7 protein-coding genes and 4 tRNA genes are annotated in these 11,772 nt (G+C 63.5%); 4 read left to right on the forward strand and 7 right to left on the reverse strand.

The window, feature by feature from the left end; all coding sequences use genetic code 11:
- Positions 1–13: 13 nt before the first annotated feature.
- The 5 genes from FPK30_RS07570 to FPK30_RS07590 form a co-directional block, all read right to left on the reverse strand.
- Positions 14–1,288, reverse strand: a complete 1,275-nt coding sequence (locus FPK30_RS07570; protein ID WP_144085974.1) for a glycosyltransferase family 4 protein — start codon at positions 1,286–1,288, stop codon at positions 14–16.
- Positions 1,263–2,273: a phosphatidylinositol mannoside acyltransferase gene (locus FPK30_RS07575; protein WP_144085975.1), complete on the reverse strand. Its 1,011-nt coding sequence runs from the start codon at positions 2,271–2,273 to the stop codon at positions 1,263–1,265. The genes FPK30_RS07570 and FPK30_RS07575 overlap by 26 nt, the downstream gene beginning before the upstream one ends.
- Positions 2,274–2,277: 4 nt before the next feature.
- Positions 2,278–2,952: a phosphatidylinositol phosphate synthase gene (pgsA, locus tag FPK30_RS07580; RefSeq protein ID WP_144085976.1), complete on the reverse strand. Its 675-nt coding sequence runs from the start codon at positions 2,950–2,952 to the stop codon at positions 2,278–2,280.
- A 3-nt stretch (positions 2,953–2,955) separates the two neighbouring features.
- Positions 2,956–5,001 (reverse strand): threonine--tRNA ligase, encoded by a 2,046-nt coding sequence (gene thrS / locus FPK30_RS07585; RefSeq protein WP_144085977.1) that lies wholly within the window; start codon positions 4,999–5,001, stop codon positions 2,956–2,958.
- A gap of 76 nt (positions 5,002–5,077) precedes the next feature.
- On the reverse strand, positions 5,078–5,908 hold the full coding sequence (locus tag FPK30_RS07590; protein WP_015021823.1) for a PAC2 family protein: 831 nt from the start codon (positions 5,906–5,908) through the stop codon (positions 5,078–5,080).
- 162 nt (positions 5,909–6,070) lie between these two features.
- Between FPK30_RS07590 and FPK30_RS07595 the strand changes: the two genes are divergently transcribed.
- The 4 genes from FPK30_RS07595 to FPK30_RS07610 all read left to right on the forward strand — a co-directional run bounded on the left by FPK30_RS07595 (position 6,071) and on the right by FPK30_RS07610 (position 6,438).
- Positions 6,071–6,143: transfer RNA gene (locus tag FPK30_RS07595), tRNA-Gly, on the forward strand.
- A 27-nt stretch (positions 6,144–6,170) separates the two neighbouring features.
- Positions 6,171–6,241, forward strand: a tRNA-Cys gene (locus FPK30_RS07600).
- A gap of 21 nt (positions 6,242–6,262) precedes the next feature.
- Positions 6,263–6,334, forward strand: a tRNA-Val gene (locus FPK30_RS07605).
- 31 nt (positions 6,335–6,365) lie between these two features.
- Positions 6,366–6,438: transfer RNA gene (locus tag FPK30_RS07610), tRNA-Val, on the forward strand.
- 573 nt (positions 6,439–7,011) lie between these two features.
- Here FPK30_RS07610 and FPK30_RS07615 read toward each other — a convergent pair.
- Both FPK30_RS07615 and FPK30_RS07620 read right to left on the reverse strand, forming a co-directional pair.
- A complete protein-coding gene (locus FPK30_RS07615; protein ID WP_144085978.1) occupies positions 7,012–7,665 on the reverse strand; it encodes a helix-turn-helix transcriptional regulator in 654 nt (217 codons plus the stop codon).
- Between the two features lie 753 nt (positions 7,666–8,418).
- Positions 8,419–11,772, reverse strand: a 3,354-nt coding sequence (locus FPK30_RS07620; RefSeq protein ID WP_476695620.1) for an RCC1 domain-containing protein, incomplete at its 5' end; no start/stop codon positions are given.

Genomic DNA, 11,772 nt, shown 5'->3' on the forward strand with positions numbered 1-11,772 from the left:
CTCTTCGACAATTTTACGGGTTTTCAGGCCCTTTCGTGGGGGCTTCATCGTAAGGAGAACCAGCCTTCCGGCCCACCAGTCTGCCCAGCAGGCCACGGCGATGATCGGGCCGGGCCGCCAGGGCACGGGCATAGACATCCAGAACCTGGTCGGTGACCCGCTCCCAGTCGTAGTCGCTGGCCCGGCGCATTCCGCACGAGGCCAGATCCAGGCGCGTGGGTCGGTCGTCCAGCAGTTCAAGGACCACCCGGGCGCAGTCCTGGGGGTCTTCGTTGGCGAACAGACGTGCGCTGTGGCCGTTCTGGGAGACGTCCTCGAAAGCTGGCAGGTTCGAGGCCACCACCGGGCAGCCTGCCGCCATGGCTTCGACCAGCACAATGCCAAAGCTCTCTCCCCCGGTCTGCGGGGCCACATACAGGCCCAGGCTGTGGTAGAAGGAGGCCTTGTCCTCGTCGCTGATCCGACCCAGGAAGGTGAAGTGCCGGGCCAGTCCGGGATCGACGGCTTCGAGTATCTCCCGCGCCTCCGTTTGGCCGTCACCGGCACAGAGGAAGCGGGCTCCGGGCACGCGCCGGAGAATGGCAGGTGCGGCCTGGGCCAGAATCCTGAACCCCTTGCGCTCCTCCTTCATCCGTCCCAGGAATCCAATGGTGGGCTCCCGCTCGCTCCCCTGCCATTCCGGGCGCGGCCGGGCATTGCGCAGGGCTCTGGTCTCGATGCCGTTGGGGATGATCTGGCTGGGTATGCCCGGCTCCAGCAGGTTCCGGGCGTTCTGCATGGCCGATGGGCTGACGAAGATGGCCTGGCTGATGTTGGCCAGGTATCGGCGCAGGTAGCGCCTGGTCAGCCTCAGGGCCAGCGGGGTCGAATCGAAGGCCGCATGGAAGGTGGCCACATAGGGGCAGGGAATGAATCCGGGCCGCAAGGGCTTGTGGCTCAGGGAGGGCACCTCGGGCTCGTGCAGGTGCAGGATATCGAAGTGGCCCTGTCTGACCCACTGCCGGGTCTTGTGGCCGGCCACGCCGAAGTAGCTCAGGTTGGCCACGGATCCGTTGTAGGGAATGGAGAAGGAGGAGCCGGTGGTATGCACCCAGAGGGGCATGTCCTGGGTGCGCCGGCCCGGGGCCAGAACCTGCACCTGGTGGCCGCGCTCCATAAGATGCCTGGCGAAGTCGCGGATGTGCAGTTGGACGCCGCCCGGGGTCTCGAAGGAGTAGGGCGAGATGATCCCCACCCGCAGAGGCGCCTTGATGGCGGCCCGCTCAGGCCTTTGTTCGGGTGCCTTCATGCCCGTCACCTCCCATGTTCTTGGATGCCTGGGCCAGGATGAAGTCCGGCAGGTCGTGCATCCGGGAAAGATCCAGATCCTCAAGGAAAATCGGCTGGAGCATGTGCCAGTCCTTGGGATGCTCGCGAATGCCCTGGGCCCACTGGTCCACCCAGGCCTGGGTCAGGTCCTTGATGGCCTGCTCCCGGGGCATGTCCAGGTAGGGCTCGATGGGGATGGGCCCGTCCACCTGGCAGACATAGCCGTAGGGGGCCTTGGCCTGCCGACGGCGCTCCCCCGTCAGCCTTTCCCTGTGCATGTTCACGGTATACAGGGGCAGACGGGCGTCCAAGGCGATGACGGCAGGTCCGGCAGCCACGCGAATCCAGGAGTCGAAGGCCTTGACGAAGACGCCTCGGCGGCTCAGATCACGGTCGGCCAGCAGGGGCACCACCTGGTCAGGCTTCCGCAGCAGGGTCGTCAGACGGCCGGTGATGTCCGGCTCGCCGGTCAGCAGGATGTTCATGCCCAGGCGGCGACGGATGTCTGCAAAGGTGTTCAGCATCCCCTGGTCCCTCAGCCGCTCGGCGACCGTGGTGACCTGGCCTACCGTGGAGCAGGCCCAGAAGCCCGCGTAGTCCCAGTTGCCCTGATGGCCCATGCCGATGGGCAGGGATCGCAGGCCGATGTTGCTCTTGGCCGGATCCGGGTAGGCGCTGCCGCCGCCGTGTATGCGTGCCAGCAGCTGCTCCTTGGTCCGTGCTCCCACGGTCAGAGCCTCGACGAAGTAGACGAAGTAGGAGCGCATGCCCTGGCGTGAGGTGCGCCGCAGGCTGCGACGGTCGGCCTCCGGCATGACATGGGCCAGGTTGCGCTCCAGCTGTCTGACGCCGCCTATCCGGAACAGCCAGCAGAGGTCGGCCGCTGCCAGGAAGAGGCCGCGCAGTAGCCCCTCGGGCACCAGACGCGCGTGCTGCGCCAGAAAGATGAGCAGTCGGTCCGGCATAGGCTCACTCGTGGTTGGGATTGGCAGGCTGCGGGTTGCGGCCCATGTCCTTGGCGACGTGGCTGATCCGCTGCCAGACGGTGACGATGCCCAGCAGAGCCAGCAGGACCAGGAAGCAGCTGAGCACGGCCAAGGGCAGCCCGGCACCGGTCAGGGCCATGCCCACCAGGATGATGACCAGTCGGTCCGACCTGGTGGCGATGCCGTTCTTGGCCTCGAAGCCCTCGGCCTCGGCCCGGGCCCGGGCGTAGGAGGTGACGAAGGAGGTCATGATGGCGAAGAGGGCTGCAGCCATGCCCACCTGTGCCCAGATGTCGGGACCCTGGTGGCTGCCATCGGCCACCCAGGCCAGCTCGTGGCGCCGCAAGAAGATGATGACCCCGGTCAGGACGGCCCAGTCGGCTATCCGGTCAAGGGTGGAGTCCAGGAAGCCCCCGAACTGGGTGCCACCGCCGGTCAGCGCGGCCACAGACCCATCCAGGGAGTCGAAGGCCACCAGGATGGCCAGGACGATGGCCCCGGGCAGGAGCCATCCGGTGAACCCGGTCGCGATGGCTACCAGGGTGGTGCCTACGGCTCCGCTGATGGTGACACCGTTGGCGCTCACGCCCAGACGAACCAGGCCGCGGGCGATGGGGGCGATGATGCGCTTCCAGGGGCGCCGTAGATGCTCGAACATCGGTCAGTCCTGACTGCAGGAGGTGTTCGCTCGGAAGTCGTCTGCCGAGTTGATCTGGGCGCGGACCTTGATGGCCTCGTTGATCCAGGCGCGGGCCTGCTCCACGGGCACCCCGTTGAGCTGGCTGCCGTCGCGGAAGCGGAAGGAGACCGCGTTCTTGGAGGCATCCTCCTCGCCGGCGATCAGGATGAAGGGGGCCTTGGACTTGGCCGCGTTGCGGATCTTCTTGCCGAAGCGGTCGTCGGAGCGGTCGATCTCGCAGCGGACCATGTCGTCGCGCAGCTGGTTCAGCAGGTGCTCCAGGTGGGGGGCGAACTCGTCGGCCACGGGCACGGCCTGCACCTGGACGGGGGCCAGCCAGGCCGGGAAGGCGCCGGCGTAGTGCTCCAGCAGGATGGCGAAGAAGCGCTCGATGGAGCCGAAGAGGGCCCGGTGGATCATGACCGGCCGCTGGTGGGAGCCGTCGGCGGCGATGTACTCAAGCTGGAAGCGCTCGGGCAGGTTGAAGTCCAGCTGAATGGTGGAGACCTGCCAGGTGCGCCCGATGGCGTCCCGGGCCTGCACGGAGATCTTGGGCCCGTAGAAGGCGGCGCCCTCGGGGTCGTCGACCAGCTCCAGCCCGGAGTCCTTGGCCACCTCGGCCAGGGTGTTGGTGGCCTCCTCCCAGACCTCGTCGGAGCCGACGAACTTGTTGGGATCCTTGGTGGACAGCTCCAGGTAGAAGTCGTTGAGGCCGAAGTCCTTCAACACCTTGAGCACGAACTGGAGCAGGTTGGTCAGCTCACCTTTCATCTGGTCCCGGGTGCAGTAGATGTGGGAGTCGTCCTGGGTCAGGCCGCGCACACGGGTCAGGCCGTGGACCTCGCCGGACTTCTCGTAGCGGTAGACGGTGCCGAACTCGAACAGCCGCAGGGGCAGCTCCTTGTAGGAGCGCTGGCGGGACTTGAAGATCAGGTTGTGCATGGGGCAGTTCATGGGCTTCAGGTAGTAGTCGAAGCCTTGGCGGGTGACCTTGCCGTTGGCGTCCTTCTCCTCGTCCAGGTGCATGGGCGGGTACATGCCGTCCTTGTACCACTGCAGGTGGCCCGAGATCTCGTAAAGGTGGCCCTTGGTGATGTGCGGGGTCTGCACGAAGGAGTAGCCGTTGCGCCGGTGCATCTGCCGGGAGTAGTCCTCCATGGCGTTGATGATGGCCGCGCCCTTGGGGTGGAAGACGGGCAGGCCGGGCCCGATCTCGTCCGGGAAGGAGAAGAGATCCATCTCGGCGCCCAGCTTGCGGTGGTCGCGGCGGGCGGCCTCCTCCAGACGGGCGGTGTAGGCCTTCATGTCATCCTTGTTGGCCCAGGCGGTGCCGTAGATGCGCTGGAGCATGGGGTTCTTCTCGTCCCCGCGCCAGTAGGCGGCGGCCGTGCGCATGAGCTTGAAGGAGCGGATGTAGCGGGTGTTGGGCAGGTGGGGGCCCCGGCAGAGGTCCTTCCAGACCGTGTTGCCCTCGCGGTCCAGATTGTCGTACATGGTCAGCTCGCCGCCGGTGGCCACCTCAGTGGCCTCCTCGCTGTTGATCTCGGCCTCCTTGGCCCCGATCAGCTCCAGCTTGTAGGGCTGGTCGGCCTCCTCCTTGCGGGCCTCCTCCTCGGTGACCACGCGCCGGCGGAAGCTCTGGGAGGACTTGATGATCCGCTTCATCCGCTGCTCGATCTGCTTGAGGTCGTCGGGGGTGAAGGGCTTGTCCACGTCGAAGTCGTAGTAGAAGCCGTCCTTGATGACCGGGCCGATGCCCAGCTTGGCGTCCGGACGGATCTCCTGGACGGCCTGGGCCATGACGTGGGTGGCCGAGTGTCGCATGATGGCCAGCCCCTGGTCGCTCTCCAGGGTGATGGGCTCGACCTTGTCGCCCTCGTGCAGGGGTGTGTAGAGGTCGCGTGGCTGCCCGTTGAGGTCGACGGCGATGATGTCCTTGTCGTCAGCAAAAAGCTGGACGCCAGTCTGATCCGCCGCCACCTCCTTCCGTTCGCCCTTGACGATGATGGAGATGCTCGACTGTGTCATGAATGCCGTCCTTGCTATCGGAGCCCGCGTTACAGGGTGCAGGCTGGACATGGTTATCGAGCCACAGCCTAGGTCGTCACTCAGACAAGGAGGGGCCTTTGTTGCCCATGGAGCGCAGGTAATCCTCGGCTTCCCGGACCAGCTCTTCGGCGGCCGGCTCGTCCACCTGGGCCTGGTCGACATCCATCTCCAGACGGTGGACGTAGTTGGCCAGGTCGTCGTTGCAGCGCAGCAGCATGCCGGCCTGGGCCTTCCACTCGGCGGCCTTGCGGGGCAGCTCTCCCTCGTCCAGGTGGACGCCAAGCATGGCCGAGAGCCTTTGCAGCAGCTGCAGGGTGCCCTGGGCGCACTCGTCGCTGCCCAGATACTGGGGCACGGAGACCCAGATGGACTCGGTGCTATAGCCGTCCTGGGTGGCCAGGGCATCCAGCACGGTGGGGATGCCTATGGGGCCGGAGTGGCCGTCGGTGTCGGTCTTGGGCTGGTCGCCGGCCAGGTCGTCGATGGGCAGGGGCCTGGTGTGGGGGCAGTCGGCGAACATGGCGCCCAGGGTGATGATGGCCTCGGCCTCGTCGTCTTCGGCCCAGTGGATGCTGCGCCGGCAGAAGTCGCTCCAGTGGTAGTTGGGCTCCGGGCCCATCTCCAGCAGGAGGGTGTGGGTGTCATCAATCTGCACCCGGTAGATCTTGGCAGAGGGCCAGATGATCCGCCGCCGACCCTGCACATGGCAGAGCATGGGCCGTGACATCTGGTAGTCGTAGAACCCGTCGCCCGGAATGCTGCCGATCTCGTGGGACTCGTAGACGTTCAACAGGTGGCGGATGACGTTGGTCGAGGCTGAGCACGCATCGTTCCAGCCATCGAAGGCGGCCACCATGGTGCAGTGCTGCCTGGCTTCTTCACTCATACCTCTCACCCTACCGGTAGGAAGCCTTGTATTGCGCGGCTTTGCCATCAGCGGAGGGTGGCTCTATGACGCGGCGACACGCGCTTTTTGCCAAGTGCGGAGGTCTACGCTACAGTAGTGCAACGTGCTTCGGCAGTCACCACCACGGTGAAGGTTGAATGTGCGGGCATAGCTTAGTTGGTAAAGCGCGACCTTGCCAAGGTCGAGACCGCGGGTCCGAGTCCCGTTGCCCGCTCGAGGTTTCGAGCAGTTTAACCAATACGGTGGGTTAGCCAAGCGGTTAGGCAGCGGCCTGCAAAGCCGTATAGACGAGTTCGACTCTCGTACCCACCTCTCTCGAAACGAGAATGACCCGGGCGGTTGGCGCAGAGGTAGCGCACTTCCCTGACACGGAAGGGGTCACTGGTTCGAATCCAGTATCGCCCACGAGGATCACTTCGGTGGTCTTTCCCAATCCGGGCGATTGGCGCAGCGGCTAGCGCACTTCGTTCACACCGAAGGGGTCGCAGGTTCGATTCCTGCATCGCCCACCTGGATTTTTCCCTTCTCCCCTATCTTTCATTCAGGGACAGTTCTCAGTCTGCGATTGGCAGCCAACCAACCTGCTGAATTATCCCTGATTCCCCTAGCGGACATCCAGGTAATAAATTATTGTTACCAATTCAGCTGAGGTTTACTGTTCAGGCTCACTTACAGTGGTCGTATCCGCTCAATTGCGCACTGTCTGGCGCCTGCAATGCCGGTTGTCATGGCCGATAGCGAACGGAGTGTTGAGCATGTCCGGGACCTTGTGATAATTTGCTCTTAGCAACAGGTCGGGGGACCTGCCAGAAACGGGAGTACCTGATGCATCCTTGAAGAGGTGATAGCATGAAGAAAGGCCTAGGCCAATGAGGGCACGTAACTAGCCTGGCTGATTCTGCAATGCATCACAGCTTGAGGAAACTGTGGGCTCCCTGTTTTACCTATGAAATACTTGCGTGGTCTGTATGTGCGACCACGTTCCGGTTGTCGCCAATGGCGGCAGCCGTGCTGTAAAGCTCCTCCGGCGGCACAGAAATATACCCCCCTCTCCTGCCGCCGGAGGTTTTACTTTTTAGGCCCTATTTGAGGGCTTGCAGGTACCGGTAAAGGGTGGGAATCGAAATCTTGAGCTCGGGAGCGACGATGCCCACCGCGCCCTTGATGAGGAAGATGCCCCGGTCCTTGATGTTGCGGATGATGTCCAGCCTGTCCTGCTTGGTCAGCTTGTCCATGGGGATGTTGAACTGGCGGACCTCATCCCTGGTGATCCTGCGGATGTTCTCGGCAGGTTCCTCGCTCACGTGGCGGCGAGAGGTCTCCGTGGAGATCTGCACATCGTCGGAGTCGATCGAGGACAGGGTCTGCAGCACATGCGCCGCCTGCTGTAGCTCGGTGATGTTGATGCTGATGCAGAGCAGGCCAATGACGGTCTGCTCCTGGTTGCGGATCAGGTAGGAGGAGACGCGGAACTCATGCTTGTTCAGGCGGCGCCCACGGTAGTCGGAGACGAAGTCGGCCCCGTCCTGGTCGGCCCGTATGGCCAGCTGGAGCGTCTGGTCCGTAATCCCGTCGCCCAGGGAGCGTCCGGAGAGCTGGCCGTTGCGGATGAAGACGATGGAATTCTCCGGGCGGGTGATGTCATGCACCACAATCTCGGCCATGGGACCGAAGGAATCGGCTATGAATTCTGCCAGGGGAAATACCTCTTCAAGGTTGTCTACTGTGAAATGCATGGCTGATCCTCAACATCCTAACAGGGCGGCTTGTAGCCACCGGTTGGTGCTGCGGGAAGCGAAAGGCATTGGATGGCGTGATATGGTCCATCACCTCCATACCAGCCAATCGGCCTCCTCTACTCCCGTATATTAGACCTTCTTTTGCGCACTTCTGTCCGTTGCATACGGCCTATCGAGGCCGCAGGAGAGCCGAAGTACCGAAGGAGTTTTCATGGTAGCGCACGAAAGCGGCTGAATCTTGCTTTTCGCAAACCCGGCCAGTCGTAACGGACTCGATGCCACAAGGGAGCCGCTTCCCACGAACCCTGCAGGACAGGATGAGAGCGGAAACCTGGTAATCCTAGGGAACCGAGTGATTCAGCAGCTAAGGATAAGTACCTGTGGCGTGCCTAGGACAATATGCATGAACAATGTGAGGCTGGTCACGTGTGTTGGGATCGGCTGGATTTGTAGGCGACTTTGCCAAAGAAGTTGAACAGGCTAATACGATACGTGCCTCAATGAGCAAACAGCGGCCGGGCTGGCTGGTGGCTGTTAGGCCTTCTGGCTGGCCTGGCTGTGTTTCCTCCTCTCCCAGGCGGGGACGGGGGCGTGCATGCCTGCCCTCGGCTGCTGCCTGCAGGAGTGTGGTGGGGGCGCGGGAGGGAAGTGTCGGCTCTCTTGGGGTTTGAGCCTTGATTGACACGTTTCCTCCCTGCTCCCCCTATGTAGGGCCGGGGGCGGGGGGATTGATACGCCGCCCGGCCGCTCTTACTCGTGCGAAGCGTGAACCAGTTGGCGTGTTTCCTTCCGGTGGCGGCGTGAGGCGAGGACCCCGCCCATGCCGGTCATGCCGGTGGCCAGGGCGAGCAGGATGCCTTCCCCGCCTGCCTTGGGGAGCACGCCTGCTGGCAGGTACGTGTATCTCAAGGATGTGTCGGGCGTTTGGGGTGCGCCGCCCAGCGTGTAGTCGACGCTGACGGTGACCGTGCCCGGCTGGTGTGCGGGCGTGGTCACGCTGACGCTGCCGGCGTCGCCGCGCGTCAGGCCTGATGCGGGGGCCTGGTCGAACCTGACGCCGGTGATCACCAGAGCCAGGTTGAACGACACCGGCACAGGAACCGACTTGCTGTCTGTGCTGCCGTCGCCGAGCCGGCCATAGCCGTTGTTTCCCCATGCCCAGGCGTTGCCGTCGCTGCCCACAGCCAGCGAAAGATGGGATCCGGCGCTGACCTGTGCGGCTTGCAGTCCTTTGCTCGTGTCCTTGGGGCTGGCGGGGTCCCGCACGCGCACAGGAACATACGAAGAACCGGTGGTGTTGTTGCCGAGGTTACCAGACCCGTTGCATCCCCATGCCCAGGCGTTGCCGTCGCTGCCCACGGCGAGGGAATGATCGCTTCCGGCGCTGACCTGCAGGTAGGTGAAGTCCGCTGGCAGGTCCGGGTAGGTCTTGCGGTCGGGCGTCTTCACCCTGACCGGCGTGTACCGGCTGCTGCTTGTCCCGTCGCCGAGCCGGCCATCGCCGTTATTTCCCCATGCCCAGGCGTTGCCGTCGCTGCCCAGGGCCAGGGAATGCTGGTATCCGGCGCTGACCTGCAGGTAGGTGAAGTCTGCTGGCAGGTCCGGGTAGGTCTTCCGGTCGGGCGTCTTCACCCTGACCGGCGTATTCTGGCTGCTGGTTGTCCCGTCGCCGAGCTGGCCATAGCCGTTGGATCCCCAGGCGTAAACGTTGCCGTCGCTGCCCAGGGCCAGTGAATGATAGTCTCCGCTGCTGACCTGCAGGTAGGTGAAATCCGCTGGCAGGTCCGGGTACGTCTTCCGGTCGGGCGTCTTCACCCTGACCGGCGTATTCTGGCTGCTGTAGCTGGTCGTCCCGTTGCCGAGCTGGCCACTGCTGTTGTTTCCCCAGGCGTAAACGTTGCCGTCGCTGCCCACGGCCAGGGAATGCTGGTATCCTGCGCTGACCTGCAGGTAGGTAAAGTCCGCTGGCAGGTCCGGGTAGGTCTTCCGGTCGGGCGTCCTCACCATGACCGGCGTAGTCTGATAGCTGCCGGTTGTCCCGTTGCCGAGCTGGCCATAATCGTTGTATCCCCAGGCGTAAACGTTGCCGTCGCTGCCCAAGGCCAGCGAATGAACGTATCCGGCGCTGGCCTGCAGGTAGGTGAAGTCCGCTGGCAGGTCCGGGTAGGTCTTCCGGTCGGGCTTCCTCACCATGACCGGCGTAGACTGGCCGCTGTAGCTGCTCATCCCGTTGCCGAGCTGGCCATAGCCGTTGGCTCCCCAGGCGTAGGCGTTCCCGTCGCTGCCCACAGCCAAGGAAAAACTACCGTTTGTTGATGCGCTGACTTGGCTGAATCTGATGCCCCGGCTGGCGCTGTCTGGCGGGGTGATGGTGGCGGGTTCCCTGCCCAGCTGGCTGCCCTTATCAGGGCTGATGCTCCACCCGCTGTTCCGGCTTTCTGGCGTCCACTTGGCGGTCAGGGTCAGGTCCTTGGTGACAGGCTTGCTGAAATCATAGGCGACCTGACCGGTGAACCAGCCGTCGAACAGGTAGCCTTCCCGCGCCGGGTCGGGGGAGGGGCGTTTCGCCCTCCCGTATGGGGCGGGGACAGTCTGGTCTGCTGGTTTCGGGTTTCCGCCGCCCGTGTCGAAGCGGACCGTGAACGTGGATCCTGGCTCCGCAGCCCATGCCGGCGGCTGGTCGACCGTGTACGCAAGGCTCCTGGCGAAAGGCTGCCCGTCCTGCCTGCCCTTGATGAGGATAGCGGCCTGTCCCGGCTTGCGGGCAGGAGCTTCAGCCCGCCAGGCGCTGTTCTTCGCAGTGAGGCTGAGCGGCTGGCCGTCCAGGCTGGCTGATGCCAGGATGGGCGCAGCAGTGGTGTCGAGCCTGACGGGTTTGCCGGGCTGGCCCTGCCCGTCCAAGCTCCATGTGAGCATGCTTCCTTGCCTGCTGATGGCGGCGATCCTGCCGCCGGCAGCGGCGGCCCGCACGTACTGCTGGCTCCCGTCGTCCGCACGCTTGGGGGCTTCGCCTGGCTTCCAGGCCCAGACAAGACCATTGGAATCAACCAACGATGCTTGTGTAGCGTTACTGCTTATTGCTGCGACGGCAGAATGGTCGGGCATAATCAGCAATTCTGGCTGGGTTTGTCTGTTATCCAGATAACTGGTCTGGCCGGCTGAGTCCAGAAGCACAAAACCATGATCCGTGGCTGATATCTGAACAATTCGGTGAGCAATCTTGACGTCTTGGATCTGAGCGGTATCAACGGCATCCGGCTTCCAAGCCCAGATTTTGCCTTTGCTGTCCATGGCGAGCAGGCGATCAGCATTGCCAGCCACCGTGATTGCTGTGGCCTGCTTGGGCAGACTTATGGCCTTTCCTGTCAGCTCCCCCTTGCTGGTCCATGTGCGTATACGGCCATCCTGATTCACTGCTACGAGGTGGTCGGCAGCCATGGCAATGCTGGTGTACGTCGTGGAATCTGCGTCAAGCAGGGCAGGCGTATCCCCGCCTTTGCTCCAGGTGTAGATGCGGTGGTCCCTGCTCAAGGCCGCAAAGCCGTCATGGCCAACTATTCCAGTCATGAATCGCACGTCACTGCGTTCGCCCTGAGGTGACGGCACCTGAACAGGCATTTCAGCCTTTGATGTCCACGTGAACAGGCGGCCATCGCCGGTCACGCCGATCAGCTTGTCGTCATGGGCTTCCAATGCGCTGAACGATGGTGAGTCCGCGTTCGGGGGTGTGATGGTGATGCTGGTGCCGCCGGAAGCCGGACCATGGTCGGGGCTGAGCGCCCAATCAGCAGCCGGTGCCCACTTGGCCTTCAAGGCGGTGTCCCTGGTGATCGGAGTGCGGAAATCCATCATTGCGTCATGCTCGGACCAGCCGTCGAACCGGTAGCCGTCGCGCTTCGGATTATCGGCAGGCGGCGACGCCAAAGCACCATCTGGCACAGTTACACGTTCCGCTTTGCTTCCATCGGCAGGGTCGAACACCACAGTATGAGAATCAGCAGCAGACTGGGTCCCAGCAAGTGAATAAGAGCTGGATGGCGAGATTCCAAGGGATTGGGAAGAACCTGTCGGGGTTTGAACAGGGGAAGAAGAAACAGATGACGT

It is taken from the genome of Bifidobacterium apousia, from assembly GCF_007559275.1.
Taxonomy (GTDB): Bacteria; Actinomycetota; Actinomycetes; order Actinomycetales; family Bifidobacteriaceae; genus Bombiscardovia; species Bombiscardovia apousia.

Bases quoted from the DNA above. Each gene is read 5' to 3' on its own strand.
- FPK30_RS07590 (WP_015021823.1), bottom strand. From the start codon at position 5,908: ATGAGTGAAGAAGCCAGGCAGCACTGCACCATGGTGGCCGCCTTCGAT.
- pgsA (WP_144085976.1), bottom strand. From the start codon at position 2,952: ATGTTCGAGCATCTACGGCGCCCCTGGAAGCGCATCATCGCCCCCATC.
- thrS (WP_144085977.1), bottom strand. From the start codon at position 5,001: ATGACACAGTCGAGCATCTCCATCATCGTCAAGGGCGAACGGAAGGAG.
- FPK30_RS07570 (WP_144085974.1), bottom strand. From the start codon at position 1,288: ATGAAGGCACCCGAACAAAGGCCTGAGCGGGCCGCCATCAAGGCGCCT.
- FPK30_RS07575 (WP_144085975.1), bottom strand. From the start codon at position 2,273: ATGCCGGACCGACTGCTCATCTTTCTGGCGCAGCACGCGCGTCTGGTG.
- FPK30_RS07615 (WP_144085978.1), bottom strand. From the start codon at position 7,665: ATGCATTTCACAGTAGACAACCTTGAAGAGGTATTTCCCCTGGCAGAA.